This window comes from Paraburkholderia sp. GV068, assembly GCF_003058125.1.
Taxonomy (GTDB): Bacteria; Pseudomonadota; Gammaproteobacteria; order Burkholderiales; family Burkholderiaceae; genus Paraburkholderia; species Paraburkholderia graminis.
In genome coordinates this window covers 17,003-34,858 of record NZ_QBUB01000028.1, presented here as the reverse complement: position 1 = coordinate 34,858, position 17,856 = coordinate 17,003, and the positions used below count along the sequence as shown (strand labels likewise).

General features: G+C 63.5%; 17 protein-coding genes. 12 read left to right on the top strand and 5 right to left on the bottom strand.

What is annotated here, in order from left to right:
• Positions 1-38: 38 nt before the first annotated feature.
• From C8K18_RS31975 to C8K18_RS31960, 4 genes are all read left to right on the top strand, one after another.
• Entirely contained in the window at positions 39-1,127 is a 1,089-nt protein-coding gene (locus C8K18_RS31975; RefSeq protein ID WP_107710959.1) for a sn-glycerol-3-phosphate import ATP-binding protein UgpC, read from the top strand.
• A gap of 51 nt (positions 1,128-1,178) precedes the next feature.
• On the top strand, positions 1,179-1,481 hold the full coding sequence (locus tag C8K18_RS31970) for a DUF3761 domain-containing protein (protein WP_006052767.1): 303 nt from the start codon (positions 1,179-1,181) through the stop codon (positions 1,479-1,481).
• A gap of 217 nt (positions 1,482-1,698) precedes the next feature.
• Positions 1,699-3,366: an energy-dependent translational throttle protein EttA gene (ettA, locus tag C8K18_RS31965; protein WP_006052766.1), complete on the top strand. Its 1,668-nt coding sequence runs from the start codon at positions 1,699-1,701 to the stop codon at positions 3,364-3,366.
• A gap of 332 nt (positions 3,367-3,698) precedes the next feature.
• Positions 3,699-4,823: a DUF748 domain-containing protein gene (locus tag C8K18_RS31960; protein WP_029971301.1), complete on the top strand. Its 1,125-nt coding sequence runs from the start codon at positions 3,699-3,701 to the stop codon at positions 4,821-4,823.
• A gap of 76 nt (positions 4,824-4,899) precedes the next feature.
• Here C8K18_RS31960 and C8K18_RS31955 read toward each other — a convergent pair whose 3' ends face one another.
• From C8K18_RS31955 to C8K18_RS31945, 3 genes are read right to left on the bottom strand one after another with little or no spacing between them, the layout of a single operon-like run.
• Positions 4,900-5,523, bottom strand: coding sequence for an HAD family hydrolase (locus tag C8K18_RS31955; protein ID WP_107710958.1), 624 nt, complete (start codon positions 5,521-5,523; stop codon positions 4,900-4,902).
• Positions 5,524-5,581: 58 nt separating this feature from the next.
• Positions 5,582-7,396, bottom strand: coding sequence for an aminopeptidase P family protein (locus C8K18_RS31950; RefSeq protein WP_107710957.1), 1,815 nt, complete (start codon positions 7,394-7,396; stop codon positions 5,582-5,584).
• Between the two features lie 19 nt (positions 7,397-7,415).
• Positions 7,416-7,697 (bottom strand): hypothetical protein, encoded by a 282-nt coding sequence (locus tag C8K18_RS31945; protein ID WP_107710956.1) that lies wholly within the window; start codon positions 7,695-7,697, stop codon positions 7,416-7,418.
• Between the two features lie 199 nt (positions 7,698-7,896).
• Between C8K18_RS31945 and C8K18_RS31940 the strand changes: the two genes are divergently transcribed.
• The 7 genes from C8K18_RS31940 (at position 7,897) to C8K18_RS31910 (ending at position 14,101) form a co-directional block, all read left to right on the top strand.
• Positions 7,897-8,607 carry a response regulator transcription factor gene (locus C8K18_RS31940; RefSeq protein ID WP_107710955.1) on the top strand — a complete coding sequence of 237 codons (711 nt, stop codon included), beginning with the start codon at positions 7,897-7,899 and terminating at the stop codon, positions 8,605-8,607.
• Positions 8,608-8,695: 88 nt separating this feature from the next.
• Positions 8,696-9,982, top strand: a complete 1,287-nt coding sequence (hemA, locus tag C8K18_RS31935; RefSeq protein WP_006052760.1) for a glutamyl-tRNA reductase — start codon at positions 8,696-8,698, stop codon at positions 9,980-9,982.
• A gap of 128 nt (positions 9,983-10,110) precedes the next feature.
• Positions 10,111-11,193 carry a peptide chain release factor 1 gene (prfA, locus tag C8K18_RS31930; RefSeq protein ID WP_006052759.1) on the top strand — a complete coding sequence of 361 codons (1,083 nt, stop codon included), beginning with the start codon at positions 10,111-10,113 and terminating at the stop codon, positions 11,191-11,193.
• Between the two features lie 6 nt (positions 11,194-11,199).
• Complete coding sequence (prmC, locus tag C8K18_RS31925) at positions 11,200-12,069, top strand: peptide chain release factor N(5)-glutamine methyltransferase (RefSeq protein ID WP_107710954.1); 870 nt, start codon at positions 11,200-11,202, stop codon at positions 12,067-12,069.
• A 157-nt stretch (positions 12,070-12,226) separates the two neighbouring features.
• Entirely contained in the window at positions 12,227-12,538 is a 312-nt protein-coding gene (grxD, locus tag C8K18_RS31920) for a Grx4 family monothiol glutaredoxin (protein WP_006052757.1), read from the top strand.
• Between the two features lie 40 nt (positions 12,539-12,578).
• Positions 12,579-13,181 (top strand): UbiX family flavin prenyltransferase, encoded by a 603-nt coding sequence (locus C8K18_RS31915; protein ID WP_107710953.1) that lies wholly within the window; start codon positions 12,579-12,581, stop codon positions 13,179-13,181.
• 134 nt (positions 13,182-13,315) lie between these two features.
• The gene (locus C8K18_RS31910) at positions 13,316-14,101 is read left to right on the top strand and encodes a class III extradiol ring-cleavage dioxygenase (protein WP_029971295.1); all 786 of its coding nucleotides are present in this window, start codon (positions 13,316-13,318) and stop codon (positions 14,099-14,101) included.
• A gap of 140 nt (positions 14,102-14,241) precedes the next feature.
• Here C8K18_RS31910 and C8K18_RS31905 read toward each other — a convergent pair whose 3' ends face one another.
• Positions 14,242-15,837 (bottom strand): APC family permease, encoded by a 1,596-nt coding sequence (locus C8K18_RS31905; RefSeq protein WP_006052754.1) that lies wholly within the window; start codon positions 15,835-15,837, stop codon positions 14,242-14,244.
• A gap of 428 nt (positions 15,838-16,265) precedes the next feature.
• Between C8K18_RS31905 and C8K18_RS31900 the strand changes: the two genes are divergently transcribed.
• Positions 16,266-16,469 (top strand): cold-shock protein, encoded by a 204-nt coding sequence (locus C8K18_RS31900; RefSeq protein WP_007180251.1) that lies wholly within the window; start codon positions 16,266-16,268, stop codon positions 16,467-16,469.
• Positions 16,470-16,592: 123 nt separating this feature from the next.
• On the opposite strand, the gene C8K18_RS31895 is transcribed toward C8K18_RS31900, so the two are convergent.
• Positions 16,593-17,843: an Hsp70 family protein gene (locus tag C8K18_RS31895; protein ID WP_107710952.1), complete on the bottom strand. Its 1,251-nt coding sequence runs from the start codon at positions 17,841-17,843 to the stop codon at positions 16,593-16,595.
• Positions 17,844-17,856 lie beyond the last annotated feature (13 nt).

Genomic DNA, 17,856 nt, shown 5'->3' with positions numbered 1-17,856 from the left:
GAATGACAAAAGACACGCAAACGAAGGGCTAAAACCGCATGGCTGCATTGACACTGCAAGGCGTTAAAAAAACCTACGACGGCAAACAGTTCGTGTTGCACGGCATCGACGTCGATGTGAACGACGGCGAATTCGTCGTCATGGTCGGGCCGTCCGGTTGCGGCAAATCGACGTTGCTGCGGATGGTCGCAGGACTCGAGCGCATCTCCGAGGGCAGCATTTCGATCGCCGGCAAAGTGGTGAACGAACTGGAGCCGAAGGACCGCAACATCGCGATGGTGTTTCAGAACTACGCGCTCTATCCGCATATGAGCGTGGCCGAAAACATGGGCTATGCGCTGAAGATCGCGGGCGTCGAGCGGGCGCAGATCGCGCAGCGCGTGAACGCCGCCGCGCAGATTCTCGAACTGGAAGCGCTGTTGCAGCGCAAGCCGCGCGAACTGTCGGGCGGGCAGCGTCAGCGCGTGGCAATGGGCCGCGCGATCGTGCGAGAACCGGCCGTGTTTCTCTTCGACGAACCGTTGTCGAATCTCGACGCGCGTCTGCGCGTGCAAATGCGGCTCGAGATTCAGCGTCTGCATGCGCGGCTCTCTACGACGAGCCTGTACGTCACGCACGATCAGATCGAAGCGATGACGCTCGCGCAACGCGTGATCGTGATGAACAAGGGCCACGCCGAGCAGATCGGCGCACCGACCGAAGTTTACGAACGGCCGGCGACGGTGTTCGTCGCGGGCTTCATCGGGTCGCCGGGAATGAATCTGCTGCAAGGCCGTGTGTCCGACGACGGCTCCACGTTCGACATCGCCGGCAACGGGCCGCAACTGCCGCTCACGGGCGTGGCGTCGATTGGCGGCGAAGTCGCCAAGGGGCGCGAATACACGCTAGGTATTCGTCCGGAGCACATGAGTCCGGGGCAAGCGGATGCGCCGCACGCAACGCTCACCGTCGATTCATGCGAGTTGCTCGGTGCCGACAATCTCGCGCACGGACGATGGGGCAAGCATGACGTGACCGTGCGTTTGCCGCACGCGCATCGGCCCGCGGCTGGCGAGGCATTGCAGGTCGCGTTGCCCGCGCGTCATCTGCATTTCTTCGATTCGACGAGTGGCCGGCGGGTGAACTAAGTTGAGCGCCTCATAACAATACTCACAACTACAAGAACGATCTCTAACGCCATGCAAGGTATTGGTCTTAGAACCGCCCGTGGCGCATCGGTTGCGCTGTTGCTGACGCTATCGTTGAGCATCTCGCCGGCATTCGCGTACGTCGCGCCAGGCACAACGCCCGACGAAGCCGACCTCAGCAATCACAACACCTACACGAATCGCGACGGCAACACGGTACACGCGCCGGCCCGCTCACTCTCAGGCAAGGCGCCCGACGGCGCGACCGCCCGCTGCCGCGACGGCACCTACAGCTTCAGCCGGCACCACAGCGGCACCTGCTCGCGGCACGGCGGCGTAGCAAGCTGGCTGTGATTTCACCGCCGCTGCGCGCGAACTGACACAAGCCGCAAGCCGCGCTACCGCCCGCACTCCCCTGCCGAAGTACAATGCGATTTGCACCCGGCGTGCTCGCGTCGTTGCGCTGACAGCGTGTTCGACGCCGCCCCGGCACACACCGATTACCGATCCACCCACGGCTGCCCGCCCGAACGCGGCCGGCGTCGTCAACGTCTATCAAGCACACAAGCAAATGGCCCAATACGTCTTCACCATGAACCGGGTTGGCAAGATCGTGCCGCCCAAGCGTCAAATCCTGAAAGACATCTCGCTGTCGTTTTTCCCCGGCGCGAAGATCGGCCTGCTCGGCCTGAACGGCTCGGGCAAGTCGACGCTGATCCGCATCATGGCCGGTGTGGACAAGGACATCGAAGGCGAAGCGACGCCGATGCCGAATCTGAACATCGGCTATCTGCCGCAGGAGCCGCAGCTCGATCCGAACAAGACGGTGCGCGAAACCGTCGAAGAAGGTCTCGGCGACGTGTTCAACGCGCAGAAGAAGCTCGATGAAATTTACGCGGCCTACGCGGAACCGGACGCGGACTTCGACGCGCTCGCCGCCGAGCAGGCGAAGTACGAAGCGATTCTCGCGACCACCGACGGCGGCAGCGCCGAACAGCAGATCGAGATCGCCGCCGACGCGCTGCGTCTGCCGGCCTGGGACGCGAAAATCGAACATCTGTCGGGCGGCGAAAAGCGCCGCGTCGCGCTGTGCAAGCTGCTGCTCGAAAAGCCCGACATGCTGCTGCTCGACGAGCCGACCAACCACCTCGACGCGGAATCGGTCGATTGGCTCGAACAGTTCCTCACGCGCTTTCCGGGCACCGTCGTCGCGGTCACGCACGATCGCTACTTCCTCGATAACGCGGCCGAGTGGATTCTCGAACTCGACCGCGGCCACGGCATTCCGTGGAAGGGCAACTACAGCAGTTGGCTCGATCAGAAGGAAGAGCGCCTGAAGCAGGAAGAAGCGTCGGAATCCGCGCGTCAGAAGGCGATCAAGAAAGAACTGGAATGGGTGCGCCAGAATCCGAAGGGCCGTCAGGCGAAGTCGAAGGCGCGTATTGCGCGCTTCGAGGAACTGAACAGCCAGGACTATCAGAAGCGCAATGAAACGCAGGAAATCTTCATTCCGGTCGGCGACCGCCTCGGCAATGAAGTGATCGAGTTCAAGAACGTCAGCAAGTCGTATGGCGACCGTCTGCTGCTCGACAACGTGAGCTTCAAGGTGCCGGCGGGCGCGATTGTCGGCATCATCGGTCCGAACGGCGCGGGTAAGTCCACGCTGTTTCGCATGCTGACTGGCCGCGAACAACCGGATTCGGGCGAGATCGTCATGGGGCCGACGGTGAAGCTCGCTTACGTCGACCAGAGCCGCGACGCGCTCGATTCGACGAAGACTGTGTTCGAAGAGATTTCCGGCGGCGCCGATGTGCTGACGGTCGGCAAGTACGAGACGCCGTCGCGTGCCTACATTGGCCGCTTCAACTTCAAGGGCGGCGATCAGCAGAAGACGGTCGGCAATCTGTCGGGCGGCGAGCGCGGCCGTCTGCATCTCGCGAAGACGTTGATTGCGGGCGGCAATGTGCTGCTGCTCGATGAACCGTCGAACGATCTCGACGTCGAAACGCTGCGCGCGCTCGAAGACGCATTGCTCGAATTCGCCGGCTCGGTGATGGTGATTTCGCACGACCGCTGGTTCCTCGACCGGATCGCGACGCACATTCTCGCGTTCGAAGGCGATTCGCAAATCACGTTCTTCGACGGTAATTACCAGGAGTATGAAGCGGACAAGCGCGCACGCCTGGGTGAAGAAGCGGCGCGTCCGAAGCGTCTGCGGTATAAGCCGATCACGCGTTAAGGTTCACGCGGCGTTAAAGGTACACGGCGTTAAAGGTTCACCGCGTCAGAAGCTGCGCGAAAAGCGGTCTGCTCGTCGGAAGACGAGTGGGCCGCGTTCGGGCGCAGTTATCCCCTCAGCTTTGCAAACGGTCAGCGTGCGCCGTACGCTCAGCCGTTCTTCGCAGCAACTCCCTACCCTCCTTCGATACCCTTCACCTACGCCAGACATCGGCGACATGCGACACGGCACACGCATTGCTCCGTTGCGCGTGCTATATGTCGTCCGCGCGACTTGTATTGGCTGGCGCGCGTTATCGGGAACAAAACCGTTGCGGTGACGAGGGAACAAGCATGGCAATGTCGAAGAGCCAACGCTGGATCGCTGCCGCGAGCAGCGTGCTGGTCGTGCTCGTCGTTATTGCATTCGGCCTGCTGCAATACGCGCAGCGCGAAGTGAAAGCGCGCGTGGTCGCGGCGCTCGGTCCGCTTGGCAGCGCGCAAAGCATCGACGTCGGCTTGACCTCCGTGCATCTCAGCAACGTTCTGTTGAAGCCGCCGCCTGGCTGGCCCGCCGGCGATCCGTTGAGAGCGGACGAGATCATCCTGACGCCGGACATCCGCGATCTACTCCAGCACCGCATGCATATCCGCAGCGTGACGGTGCGCGGTTTCGACATGGCGGTGCTGCGCACGCAAAACGGCACGATCCGTCTGCTGCCGAATCTGCGTCAATCGGTCAACAGCACTAACGACGACGCAGGTGCCGCATCAGCGAGTTCGATGCCGCGCGACAAGCAGGTCGATCACATCAGTTTCGAGCAGGGCCGCTTTCATTTCTACGACATGACGGTCGGCTCGCCCGCTTACAAGGTGACGGTGAGCGACGCGAACGCGACCGTCGACAACATTCGTCTGCCCGCGCTCACGGAGCCGACCAACGTCAATGTCAGAGGCTCGATCAAAGGGCCGTCGCACACCGGCACGGTGACGTTCAGCGGCTGGATCAAAATCGCCAGCAAGGATTCGCAGACGACCAGCACACTGCGCGGCGTCGACGTCGTCATGCTCGATCCGTATCTCGTGAAGAAAGCCGGCGCGAAGGCGCAAGTGACAAGCGGCACGATCGACATGAGCATCGAGTCGTCGGTGCGCAATTATCAGTTGCACGCGCCCGGCACGATCACGGTTCATCAGTTGCAACTTGCGGACACCGGCAATCCGCTCGACACATTCATGTCCATTCCGACGAAGGCCGCGGTTGCCGCTTTGAAGGCGCACAACGGCGACATCACGCTGCACTTCGTGCTCGACGGCAATTTACGCGACCCGAAATTCTCGGTGCAGGAAGGGCTGACGACGCGCATCGCCGCCGGCTTCGCGAAAGCGCTGGGCGTCAGCGTGGAAGGCGTGGCGAAAGGCGCGGGCGAAACGGTAAAAGGCCTGGGAAATGCGTTGAAGAATTTGCTGGGGCAGTGAGCGGATCAAACCGCGTGGCGAACACGGCGCGCAAGCGGATGCGCCCAAGCGCTCTGCGTTTGCCACGCGCGTCTAGTCAAACCGGCAACCCCAGTTCGCGCAGCCTCGCTTCGGTCTGCGCGGCGCTGACGTGATGCACGCCGTACCAGCCGAGCGCCGTAGCGGCTGCGGCGTTCTTCGGGTTGTCGTCGATAAAGACGAGTTCGGACGGTTCGATGGCCGGCATTTGCGCGTGAATCCGCTCTAGCATGGCCGCGAAGATGGCCGGATCGGGCTTCACCAGACCTACCCGCCCCGACACGATGATGTCGCGAAAGCGCCGCAGCACCGGGTAGTTTTCCCACGCATAAGGAAAGGTCTCGGCCGACCAGTTCGTCAGGCCGAAGAGCGGCACCTCGGCGGCCTCGAGCTTTTCCATGATCGCGACGCCGTCGTCCAGCACGCCGGCCACCATTTCGTGCCAGCGCTCGTAAAACGCGCGGATCAGCGCTTCGTGGTCGGGGAAGCGCGTGATGAGTTCGGCCGTTGCCTCGGCGATCGGCTGGCCGCCGTCCTGGCGAACCACCCAATCCATCGAGCACACGTGAGTCAGAAACCAGCGGCGCTCGGCTTCGTCTGGAATCAGTTGCCGATACAGGTACTCGGGATTCCAGTCGATCAGCACGCCGCCGAAATCGAACACCACTGCCTTGATGGCCATGCGCTCTCCGTGGCTATGCTTCGTTAAACGTCGTTATGCGTCGTTATACGGTTGCTGCTCAGACAGGCTGCGTGCGCAGTTCGAGCCACGTCTTCGCGTCGCCGGAAACATGCGGCGCGAGGCGCGTGCGCACCGTCTCGTGATAGCTGTTGAGCCACGCGCGTTCGTCGTCGCGCAGCAGCGACAAGTCGAGGCAGCGCGTGTCGATCGGGCACAGCGTGAGCGTCTCGAACTCGAGGAAGTCGCCGAATTCGGTCTGACCGGCGGGCACGTTCAGCACCAGATTCTCGATCCGCACACCCCACTTGCCTGGCCGGTAGACGCCCGGTTCGATCGACGTGATCATGCCTTCTTCCATCGCCGTCCACGGTTCGGCCGGCGCGTAGTGCGCGATTACTTGCGGGCCTTCGTGAACGTTCAGGAAATAGCCGACACCGTGGCCCGTGCCGTGACCGTAGTCGGCACCGGCTTCCCAGATCGGCGCGCGCGCGATGGCGTCGAGCATCGGCGAGCGGATGCCGCGCGGAAACTTCGCGCGCGACAGCGCCATGGTGCCCTTCAGCACGATCGTGAAATCGCGCCGCTGTGCGTCGCTGATCGTGCCGATCGGCACCACGCGCGTGATGTCGGTCGTTCCGCTCAGATACTGCGCGCCGGAGTCGATCAGCAACAGGCCGTTGCCCTCGATCACCGAATGCGATTCCCGAGTCGCGCGATAGTGCGGCATCGCGCCGTTCGCGTTGAAGCCCGCAATGGTCGCAAAGCTCAACGACACGAAACCCGGCCGACGCGCGCGCGCGGCCGTCAGACGTTCGTCGATAGTGAGTTCGGTGATCGTCTCGCGGCCGAGCGCGCTTTCGAACCACGCGAAGAATTCGGCGAGCGCCGCGCCGTCCTGCTCCATCGTCTCGCGCACGTGCTTCGCCTCGGCTTCGGTCTTGCGCGACTTGAAGAAGGTGGACGGATTGACCGCCTCGACCACCTTCACCGTCGACGGCACCGATTGCAGCGAGCCGTACGTGATGCGGCGCGGGTCGATCAACAAGGTGCTGCCGGCGGGCAGCGCGGCGAGCGCATCGGCCGCTTTCGCGTAGGGCTCGACATTGACGCCGTCGCGCGCGAGCGCTTCGGCGAGCGCGGGCGGCACCTTGCCGTCGGAGACGAAAAGCGACGCGCCGTGTTCGCCGATCAACGCGTGCGCGACGAAAACCGGGTTGAAGCTGACGTCGGCGCCGCGCAGATTGAAGAGCCACGCCAGGTCGTCGAGCGTGGAAATGAAGTGCCACTGCGCGCCCTTTTCCGCCATTGCGCGACGGACCTGTGCGAGCTTTTCCGAACGCGCGACGCTTGCATGCGGCTCGGCGTGTTCGAACACCGCCGCATCGGGCAGCGACGGGCGCTGCGGCCAGATGCCGTCGAACAGATCGACGTCGGTGCGCAGCTTCACGCCGCGCGCCGTGAGCGCTTGAGTCAAAGCCCGCGCCGCCGCCACGCCGAGCACGGCGCCGTCCACGCCGACGGTGCCGCCCGGCGCCACGTTTTCAGCGAGCCACTCGAAATGCGGCGCGGTCTGCTGACCACCGGTCATCTTCATGAGCTGAACGCCGCTGCCGGCCAGTTGCGCATTGGCCTGCTCCCAGTAGCGGCTGTCGGTCCAGACGCCCGCGAAGTCGGCGGTGACGATCAGCGTGCCCGCCGAGCCGGTGAAGCCGGACAGCCACTCGCGGCCCTGCCAACGCCCCGGCAGATATTCGGACAAATGCGGGTCCGCGGACGGCACGAGGTAAGCGGCGACGCCTTCGCGCGCCATCGCGCTGCGCAAGCCGGCGAGCCGTTCGGGAATGGAAGAAGTTTGGGGAAGTCGGGCATTCATGGAGGTCACCTGCAAGTATTCATCGACGGGAAAGCAAGCCGACCGTCACGGCGACGGCGATCATGGCGACGGCCGTGCACACAGGCCATTCCAGTATCTCGCCGTCATGGAAAAGACCGATCACATTGCCGGCCATGCGCGCGACGATCGCGCCCAGCACGCCGGCCAGCAGCGCCACCCATAGGCGGGCGCCTTTCGAGCCGCCGGAGCGGCCGGCGTTGTTCAAGCGGCGCAGCGGATGCAACCACCAGCCCGCGAAGCCGATTGCGGCTCCGAGTACGACGATTCCAGCCCAGCCCATCAGCGGATGGACTCGCGCAGTTTCGGATTTGTCTCATGGGCGCGAGGCACAACGACAGCTAGCATTTTTGTCTCTTCTCAAAAAATCAGCACGGCGCTTTCCGCACAGCGGTTGAGTTTAGGGGTCGGGGTGATGTTAGGCAAGCTGGAGGCCTTACGGAAAAGCCTGGTTCCTGGCCGTCGTCAAGTGGATTGCGCGCATGCGAATCGCCCTTATCGAGCCGGACCCGCGGCACGCCCAGTTGGTCACCCGGCTCATGTTCGCCGGCGGCCACGTGTGTCAGCACTTCGCCACGAGCGCCCCGTTCCTCGCGCAAGCCGCGGACCAATTCTTCGATCTGCTGATTACCGAAAACTGGACCGGCGACCATTCCGCCGAAGATGTGATCGCGCGCGCCCGAGCCCTTCTGCCGAGCCTGCCGGTCATCGTGATGATGACGGAGCCGCGCGAAAGCCAGATCGTCGCCGTGCTGCACGCGGGCGCCGACGACTGTCTCGCCAAGCCGGTACGCGGCCCCGAAACGCTCGCGCGCGTCGACGCGCTGCTGCGGCGCGCAGGCTTGCGCCGGCCGCCCAATCGACGGCACGACGTGATTCGCGGCTATACGTTCGACGCCGCCAACTTCGCCGTCACGTTCCGCAACCGCGTGGTCACGCTGACGCCGAAGGAGTTCCGCTTCGCGCTGCTGCTGTTCACCAATCTGTCGCGGCCCGTGTCGCGCGCGCACATCATGGAAACCGTGTGGGCACGGCGCCGCGACGTAAAGTCGCGCACCGTCGACACGCACGCGTCGCGCGTGCGGTCCAAGCTCGAATTGCGCCCGGAGCATGGCTATTCGCTTGCGCCGCTGTACGGCTACGGCTATCAGCTCGACGCATTTTCCGTGGAAGGCGCTGCCGCACCGGCCTGATGGCTGGCATAAGCGGCGCGGGTGCGAGGCGCAGCGAGTAAGAATCGCGAAAACGCTATAATATGGGGCTAAACCATAGCTCCCCAGCATGCAGCTCTTAACGATCGGAATCAATCACCACACAGCGCCTGTCGCCTTGCGCGAACGCGTGGCGTTTCCGCTCGAACAGATCAAGCCTGCACTGGACACCTTCAAGAGCGTCTGGCTCGGCGGCACGGCCCGCTCGGCGCCTGAAGCGGCGATTCTCTCTACCTGCAATCGCACCGAACTCTATTGCGCGACCGACGACCAGGCCGCGCGCGAAGCCGCGATCCAATGGCTGTCGCGGTATCACAACCTGCCCATCGAGGAACTCGCGCCGCACGTCTACGCGCTGCCGCAGTCGGAAGCCGTGCGCCACGCGTTCCGCGTCGCCTCGGGCCTCGATTCGATGGTGCTCGGCGAAACGCAAATCGTCGGACAAATGAAGGACGCCGTGCGCACCGCGTCCGAAGCAGGCGCGCTCGGCACTTATCTGAACCAGTTGTTCCAGCGCACGTTCGCCGTCGCAAAAGAAGTGCGCAGCACGACTGAGATCGGCGCGCAGTCGGTTTCGATGGCAGCCGCTGCCGTGCGGCTCGCGCAACGTATTTTCGACAAGGTGTCGAACCAGCGCGTGCTGTTCATCGGCGCGGGCGAAATGATCGAGCTGTGCGCGACGCACTTCGCCGCGCAGCAGCCCCGTGAACTCGTGGTCGCGAACCGCACGGCCGAGCGCGGCACGCGGCTCGCGGAGCGCTTCAACGGCCGGGCCATTCCGCTGTCGGACTTGCCGACGCGCATGCACGAGTTCGACATCATCGTGTCGTGCACGGCTTCCACGTTGCCGATCATCGGCCTGGGCGCGGTCGAGCGCGCGGTCAAGGCGCGCCGCCATCGGCCGATCTTCATGGTCGATCTGGCGGTTCCGCGCGACATCGAACCGGAAGTCGGCAAGCTGGAAGACGTGTTCCTGTATACCGTCGACGACCTCGGCGCGATCGTCCGCGAAGGCAATGCGTCGCGCCAGGCCGCGGTTGCACAGGCCGAAGCGATCATCGAAACGCGCGTGCAGAACTTCATGCAGTGGCTCGAGGCGCGCAGCATCGTGCCGGTGATCCGTCACATGCATACGCAAGCCGACGTGCTGCGCCGGGCCGAAGTCGAACGCGCGCAGAAAATGCTCGCGCGCGGCGACGATCCTGCCGCGGTGATCGAGGCGCTTTCGCAAGCGCTGACCAACAAGCTGATTCACGGTCCCACTCACGCGCTTAACCGCGCTAGCGGTGAAAACCGCGACACGCTCATCGAATTGATGGGCGGCTTCTACAAACACTCCGGTTCCTCGGAACGTTAGCGGCGCGCACCGCCTCGTCCGCGCCACCCGCCGGTGGCCTCGCAGTGGCCCGCCACATGCTTCTGTCCCGGGCATCCGCCCATTTTCCTGGTTGCTGTCCTTCCGGAGCCCGCTCCGATACCCGCCCGATGAAAACGAGCATGCAACGCAAGCTCGACCAGCTGACGACACGGCTGGCCGAACTGAACGATCTGTTAAGCCGCGAGGACATCACCTCGAACCTCGATCAATATCGCAAGCTCACGCGCGAACACGCCGAGCTTGGGCCCGTCGTCGAGCAATACGCGCTGTGGCGCCAGGCCATGCACGACGCCGCCACCGCGCAGGAACTGCTGACGGACATCTCCATGCGCGAATTCGCCGAAGAGGAAATTCGCGCGGCGCGTGAGCGCATGGAACAGCTCGGCGGCGAACTGCAGAAGATGCTGTTGCCGAAAGATCCGAACGACGACCGCAACATCTTCCTCGAAATTCGCGCCGGCACCGGCGGCGACGAGTCCGCGCTTTTTGCAGGCGACCTGTTGCGCATGTATTTGCGCTACGCCGAGCGCAACCGCTGGCAGGTCGAGATGATGTCGGCGAGCGAATCCGATCTGGGCGGCTATAAGGAAGTGATCGTGCGGATCGCGGGCGAAGCCGCATATTCGAAGCTGAAGTTCGAGTCCGGCGGCCATCGCGTGCAGCGCGTGCCGGCAACCGAAACGCAGGGCCGCATTCACACGTCCGCGTGCACGGTGGCGGTCATGCCGGAAGCCGACGAGATCGGCGAAGTCGAAATCAATCCGGCCGATCTGCGCATCGACACGTTCCGGGCGTCGGGCGCGGGCGGTCAGCACATCAACAAGACGGATTCGGCCGTGCGCGTCACGCACTTGCCGACGGGCATCGTCGTCGAATGTCAGGACGACCGCTCGCAGCACAAGAACAAGGACCGCGCGCTGAAGGTGCTCGCGGCGCGCATCAAGGACAAGCAGTCGCACGAGCAGCAGGCGAAAGAAGCGGCGACGCGGAAGAGTCTGATCGGCTCGGGCGATCGCTCGGAGCGGATTCGCACCTACAACTTCCCGCAAGGGCGTCTGACAGATCATCGGATCAATCTGACGCTGTATCGCCTCGATGCAATCATGGACGGCGATCTCGACGAACTGATCAGCGCGCTCGTCAGCGAACATCAGGCGGAGCTGCTTGCTTCGCTCGGCGACGCGGATTAAGCGCCGATGACCGCGAACGCGCCGCCCAATCGCGACCAGGCGGCCACGCCCGCGGCGTTGTTGCGCGCCTCGCGGCTGCCGCCGCTCGAAGCGCGCATTTTGCTCACGCATGTGCTCGGCTGGCGCCATACGCAGTTGATCACGCGCGCGGACGAAGCGCTCGACAGCGAGTGCGTCGAGCGTTATCTCGCGTTGCAGGCGCGGCGCGTGGCCGGCGAACCGATTGCGCAACTGGTCGGCGTCCGCGAGTTCTTCGGGCTTGAGTTCGAGGTGACGCCGCATGTGCTGATTCCGCGTCCGGAGACCGAATTGCTGGTCGAAACGGCGCTCACGGCGATGGAAAATCTTCCGCGCCCGCGCGTGCTCGATCTCGGCACCGGCACGGGCGCCATTGCACTGGCGATCGCGTCGATGCGCCCGGACGCGCAAATGACCGCGCTCGACCGTTCGGCGGAAGCGCTCGCGGTCGCGGCGCGCAACGCCGCGCGTCTGCTGGATGCGAAACGGCCAGGCGGCGCCGTGACGTTCGCGCAAAGCGACTGGTACGGCTCGCTGGATACGGCGCTGCGCTTTGACGTGATCGTGAGCAACCCGCCGTATATCGCGAGCGGCGACCCGCATCTGGAGCAAGGCGACTTGCGCTACGAGCCGCGCGGCGCGCTCACCGACGAAGCCGACGGCCTCAGCGCGATCCGCGCGATCGTCGCCGGCGCGCCCGCGCGTCTTGCCGCGCGCGGCGTTCTGTGGATGGAGCACGGCTACGATCAGGCCGAAGCCGTCCGCGAACTTCTGACAGGGCAAGGCTTCGTGGATGTCAGATCGGCGCGCGACCTTGCGGGCATCGAGCGAATCAGCGGCGGGCGGCTTGCCGGCTGAGCACGCTGACATGCTGATACGTCAGCACGCTAGCTAACGCAAGCCGCCGCAATAGCCGCAACGCGCGGATGGACAAAGCGGCCGTCGGCCGGTGCGGGCGAAATCCGCTATCATTTCAGCCTATTCCCTACACATACTCGGAACCGCAAGGTCAGTCATGGATACGCAACAACGCATCAAGCAAATCGTCGACGAAAACAACGTCGTGCTCTTCATGAAGGGCAGCGCCCAGTTCCCGATGTGCGGCTTTTCCGGCCGCGCCATCCAGATCCTGAAGGCGTGCAATGTCAACGAGTTCAAGACGGTCAACGTCCTCGAAGACGACGAAGTTCGCCAGGGCATCAAGCAGTTCTCGAACTGGCCGACCATTCCGCAGCTTTATGTGAAGGGCGAATTCGTCGGCGGCTCGGACATCATGATGGAAATGTACGAATCGGGCGAATTGCAGCAACTGTTCGCCGCGGCCTGATCGTTCAGTCCGAAGCTGTTCCTACGAGGCGCCGCCAGTCATGGAAACACGCGCTGCGGCGCCACGCCGGCTGATCGTCGCCATCACCGGCGCGACCGGCGCCATATACGGCATCCGCTTGCTTCAGACGTTGCGCAAGCTCGGCGGCGTCGAAAGTCATCTGCTGATTTCGAGCGCCGGCTGGCTCAATATCCGCCACGAATTGCAGTTGTCGAAGGAAGACGTGCATCCGCTCGCGGACGTCGTCCATTCGGTGCGCGACATGGGCGCGAGCATCGCGTCCGGTTCGTTTGCGACGGACGGCATGGTCGTCGCGCCGTGTTCGATGAAAACGCTCGCGAGCGTCGCACATGGTTTCTCCGACAACCTGATCACCCGCGCCGCCGACGTCACCCTCAAGGAGCGCCGCCGGCTCGTGCTGCTGGTGCGCGAAACGCCGTTCAATCTCGCGCATCTGCGCAATATGACGGCGGTGACGGAGATGGGTGGCGTGATCTTTCCGCCCTTGCCTGCGTTTTACAACCAACCAGCGACGATTGACGACATGGTCGATCACACGGTTGCCCGCGTGCTGGATCTGTTTGCGTTGGGACCGGCGCTATCGCCGGCGTGGGCCGGATTACGAGGCGGTGACCAGGGGTAATCGGTCGTCCGTCCGCCGAGATTACCAACCACCGCAAGACAATCAATTCCGCTTTCACCCGTTTATCAAACGACGGTGCGGCTCTATATTGACAGCAACCGAACTTCGTCCGCGCCTCACAGCGCGTCGCTGCCATGAACCGCTTGCCTTCGCTTTTTCTTTCCCACGGCGCGCCGACGCTGCCGATCGATCCGTCGCTGCCGTCCGCCGAGTTTGCGACGCTGAGCGCGCAATTGCCGCGTCCCGAGTCCGTGTTGATGCTATCCGCGCATTGGGGCACCGCGCAGCCGGTGGCGAGCACTGCCGCCAAGCCCGAAACCATCCACGATTTCTACGGGTTTCCGCGCCAGTTATATGAGATCCAGTATCCGGCGCCCGGCGCGGCCGATCTCGCGCGACGCGCCGCCGCGCTGCTTCGCGACAGCGGCATGCACGCCGGCGAAGAGCCGCACGGGCTCGACCACGGCGCATGGGTGCCGATGCTGCTGATGTTTCCGGATGCGGACGTGCCCGTCGCGCAGTTGTCGATCCAACCGCGCCTCGACGCCGCGCATCACTTTCGGGTCGGCCGCGCGCTGCGCGCGTTGAGGGACGACGGCGTGATGGTGATCGGCTCGGGCCAGATCACGCACAATCTGCGCGCCGCCGATTTTTCCGCGCGGCCGGAAGATGCCGACCCGCGCGTCGCCGAATTCACCGACTGGTTCGAAGCACGGCTCGCCGCGCGCGACATCGACGCGTTGCTGGACTATCGCCACAAAGCGCCGCATGCGGTGCTGATGCACCCGACCGACGAGCATCTGCTGCCGGTCTTCGCAGCGCTCGGTGCCGCCGACGACGATTACTCGCTGGCAATTCAATCGCTCGGCACCTATCAGCGCTCGCTCGCCATGACGAACTACGTGTTCGGCACGGCCTGAGCGCCGGACCCGACAAAGAACGACTCGCGGCGTCCGCGGCAAAAGCAAAAAGCAAAAACAAAAGCCCGCCTGAGCAAAAACTCAGACGGGCTTTTTTAGCATGCAGCCGGACCATCAACCGCCCGGCGCAGCGCGGCACCTCAGTGCGCGCCCATTCCTTCGAGCACTTCGTCGTGCGTCTGACGCTCTTCCAGATACTCCGAGCGATAGCCGCTATTCACGCCCCAGTAATAGAAGACGAGCGAGAACGCGATCACGACCAGCATGTCCCAGCCGTACGGCAGAACGCCACGACCGCCGAACTCCTTGCTGCCGATGAGCGAGAGGATCGCCATCACCGGCAAATAAGCGACCAGCCACCACGCCGCCTTCAGGTCGCGGCCCCAGCCGCCGAAGCCCGACTTCGCCTGGAAGTAGAAGTACACCGGCAGCGCGACGACCATCAGCAGAATGATTTCGCCCGTCAGCGGCCACTTTGCCCAGTACAGGATCAGCGACGCGCATACGAACGCGAACGGCGCGATCACCTGCATGCCGGGGATGTGCAGCGGGCGCTCGAGGTCCGTCGCTGCGCGGCGCAGCGCCATCAGGCTGATCGGGCCGGTCAGGTACGAGATTACGGTCGCAACCGAAATCACCGCCGCGAGGGAGCTCCATCCGCGGAAAAAGAACAGGAAGATGAACGAGACCAGCAGGTTGAACCACATCGCCGGACGCGGCACGCCGTAGAACGGATGCACGCTGCCGAAAATCTTCGGCATCGTGTTGTTGCGCTCCATCGCGTAGATCATGCGCGTGGTGGTCGCCATGTAGGTCGTGCCGGTGCCGCTCGGGCTGACGAAGGCGTCGACGTACAGCAGAATCGCGAGCCAGTTCAGGTTCAGCGCGATCGCCAGTTCCGCGAACGGCGAAGCGAAATTGAAGTGGCTCCAGCCCTTCATCACGTCAGTCGGGCTGACGGCGCCGATATACGCGACCTGCAGCAACACGTAGATGACGAGCGCGAGCAGGATCGAGCCGATCACTGCGAACGGCACGCTTTTGGCCGGATTGCGCGCTTCACCCGCCAGGTTGATCGGGCTTTGGAAACCGTTGAATGCGAACACGATGCCGCTTGTCGCGACCGCCGTCAGCACCGCCGACCAGCCATACGGCGCAAACGTGCTCACTTCGCCGAAGTTTTCCTTGTGGAAGCCCGTCAGCATCAGTCCGAGGATGGTCGCGCCCGGAATCAGAAACTTGAAGATCGTGATGGCCGAGTTGGCGCGCGCGAACAGCTTCACGCCCCAGTAGTTCAGCAGGAAATAGATAACTACGAGGACCGCCGAGAGTAGCAGCCCGGTCGTAGTCAACGAGCCATCGACGAATAAAGCATGCGCCCACGGATACGGCCACGTGCTCATGTATTGAATGGATGCTTCGGCCTCGATCGGAATCACCGAAACAATGGCGATCCAGTTGGCCCACGCGCTGATGAAGCCCACCAGCGCGCCGTGCGAATAGCGCGCGTAGCGCACCATGCCGCCCGATTCCGGGAACATCGCGCCCAGCTCGGCGTAGGTCAGCGCGATCGCGAGAATCACGACGGCGCCGATGATCCACGCGCAGATCGACGCCGGGCCCGCGATTTTCGCGGCCTTCCACGCGCCGAACAGCCAGCCCGAGCCGATGATCGAACCCAGGCCGGTCAGCATGAGTGCGAAGGGCCCGATGTTCCGTTGTATAGAACTTTTCACGTCTTCTCCTGTTTCAGAACCACGTCGGCACCCCATGAATCGCGCTTATGACGAGAAAACGGGTGACGCGCATGTATGCGCGACGGTTATCCCAATGGTGCAACCGGCGCGGGCGCGTAGTTTAACGGTTGCACCCGGCGCCTGCAGTGAAACTAAGGGTTCTCCCTAGCAAAAAATCCGCCGACTCCGCAAGCTTTGTAAGCAACTTTTCGGGGCGGTATCGCGAATTTTTGCAAAGTTGGGGGCCGAGTGTTGACCTTCTCTCGAAATCGCCGTATAACGTTCGGGCAGGATTTCAAGCGGCGAGTGAATTGGTCTTTCGTAGTTCGCCCATCAACGGTACTCCGGTTGGTCCCATTACCCCCTTCCTTGATTTTCATGCACTCAACGGGCTTCGGCCTTATTCACCATCTTTAGGAACAAGTAATATGGAAACCGGTACCGTCAAGTGGTTCAATGACGCAAAGGGCTTTGGCTTCATCACCCCGGACGGCGGCGGCGAAGATCTGTTCGCGCATTTCTCGGAAATCCGCACGGAAGGCTTCAAGACGCTGCAAGAAAACCAAAAGGTTACGTTTGAAGTGAAGACGGGCCCGAAGGGCAAGCAAGCAGCTAACATCAAGCCGGTGTAAGCGCTACGCTGCTTCCTTCTGGACGCAAAAAAACCCCGCCTCGGCGGGGTTTTTTATTGCGCCGGCAATTCGCCGAGTTCGCGCGCGGCGATTATCTTCGCAATATAAAGCGGCGGTTCGCAGTTACGCGAACACGCGCCGCGCGTGAATGCCGAGTCCCGTTGCGACACTCGCGAGACGGTCGCCGAATACCGCTTCGGCATCGGGGAATGCCGCCGCCAACGCGCCGGACAGAAACGCGAGGCCGGTCGAGCCGCCCGTGAAGTAAATCGCGCTCACGTCGCGAATCGACACGCCGGCTGTCTGCACGGTGTCGCGCGCCGCCGCCACGATGCGGCGCGTTTCGTCCTCTCCCGCTTCGATGAGTTGCGCCTCGTCGAATGCAAGGCGCAGATCGTCTTCGACTTCGTCGAGATCGATCACCGTCTCGCCGCCCGCGGCGACGCCGATCTTCGCCTCTTCCGCATGCGCGGCCAGAGCGTGACCGAGGCGCCGCTCCACCACGCGCATCAGGCGATCATGGTGTTTAACTTCGGTGAACAGGTGCCGCATGAGCGCCAGTTCGCTGACGCGCTTCGGTGCATAAACGGTATTGATCAGGTGCCACGTCGCCAGATCGAAATAGACGCGGTTCGGAAGTTCGCGGCCTTCGGGGTCGAGCGACTGATAGCCGAGCTCGCGCAGAATCGTCGCCAGTTCGACGCGGCGATCGAAGTCCGTGCCCGCGACGTGCACGCCGTGATGGGCCAGCACGTCGTTCTTGCGCTCGACGCGGTTCATCCGCTCCGGTCCGACGCGCACCAGCGAAAAGTCCGACGTACCGCCGCCGATGTCGGCCACCAGCACGAGCCCTTCCTGCGTGAGGCGCGATTCGTAGTCGAATGCGGCCGCGATCGGCTCATACTGGAAGTGAATGTCCCGCAGGCCCACCGCGCGTGCCGCCGCTTCGAGCTGCTTTTGCGCCATCTGATCGGCGCGCGGATCGTCGTCGACGAAGAACACCGGGCGGCCCAGCACCGCGCGCTCGATCGGCGCGCCTGTGGCTTTCTCCGCCGAGCGCTTCAGATGGTCGAGGAAGATCGCGATGATATCGGTGTACTTGATCGCCGTGCCGTCGCCGAGATCGGTCGAATGGTCGGCAAGCGGCGAGCCGAGGATGCTTTTCATCGAGCGCATCAGCCGCCCGTCGAAACCGTCGATGTACGCCGCGAGCGCCGCGCGTCCGAACTCGCGGGTGTCTTCGTCGGTATTGAAGAACACCGACGTAGGCAGCGTCGTATAAGCGCCTTCGACGGCTGCGAGCCTGAGCGCCGCGCCGTCAGGAACGGCTACGGCCGAGTTGGAAGTACCGAAGTCAATCGCGCAATAGTTCATGGCAGGAATGGCC

Excerpts from the sequence above, each read along its gene's own strand:
- C8K18_RS31975 (WP_107710959.1), top strand. The coding sequence starts at position 39 with ATGGCTGCATTGACACTGCAAGGCGTTAAAAAAACCTACGACGGCAAA.
- C8K18_RS31970 (WP_006052767.1), top strand. The coding sequence starts at position 1,179 with ATGCAAGGTATTGGTCTTAGAACCGCCCGTGGCGCATCGGTTGCGCTG.
- ettA (WP_006052766.1), top strand. The coding sequence starts at position 1,699 with ATGGCCCAATACGTCTTCACCATGAACCGGGTTGGCAAGATCGTGCCG.
- C8K18_RS31960 (WP_029971301.1), top strand. The coding sequence starts at position 3,699 with ATGGCAATGTCGAAGAGCCAACGCTGGATCGCTGCCGCGAGCAGCGTG.
- C8K18_RS31955 (WP_107710958.1), bottom strand. The coding sequence starts at position 5,523 with ATGGCCATCAAGGCAGTGGTGTTCGATTTCGGCGGCGTGCTGATCGAC.
- C8K18_RS31950 (WP_107710957.1), bottom strand. The coding sequence starts at position 7,396 with ATGAATGCCCGACTTCCCCAAACTTCTTCCATTCCCGAACGGCTCGCC.
- C8K18_RS31945 (WP_107710956.1), bottom strand. The coding sequence starts at position 7,697 with ATGGGCTGGGCTGGAATCGTCGTACTCGGAGCCGCAATCGGCTTCGCG.
- C8K18_RS31940 (WP_107710955.1), top strand. The coding sequence starts at position 7,897 with ATGCGAATCGCCCTTATCGAGCCGGACCCGCGGCACGCCCAGTTGGTC.
- hemA (WP_006052760.1), top strand. The coding sequence starts at position 8,696 with ATGCAGCTCTTAACGATCGGAATCAATCACCACACAGCGCCTGTCGCC.
- prfA (WP_006052759.1), top strand. The coding sequence starts at position 10,111 with ATGAAAACGAGCATGCAACGCAAGCTCGACCAGCTGACGACACGGCTG.
- prmC (WP_107710954.1), top strand. The coding sequence starts at position 11,200 with ATGACCGCGAACGCGCCGCCCAATCGCGACCAGGCGGCCACGCCCGCG.
- grxD (WP_006052757.1), top strand. The coding sequence starts at position 12,227 with ATGGATACGCAACAACGCATCAAGCAAATCGTCGACGAAAACAACGTC.
- C8K18_RS31915 (WP_107710953.1), top strand. The coding sequence starts at position 12,579 with ATGGAAACACGCGCTGCGGCGCCACGCCGGCTGATCGTCGCCATCACC.
- C8K18_RS31910 (WP_029971295.1), top strand. The coding sequence starts at position 13,316 with ATGAACCGCTTGCCTTCGCTTTTTCTTTCCCACGGCGCGCCGACGCTG.
- C8K18_RS31900 (WP_007180251.1), top strand. The coding sequence starts at position 16,266 with ATGGAAACCGGTACCGTCAAGTGGTTCAATGACGCAAAGGGCTTTGGC.
- C8K18_RS31895 (WP_107710952.1), bottom strand. The coding sequence starts at position 17,843 with ATGAACTATTGCGCGATTGACTTCGGTACTTCCAACTCGGCCGTAGCC.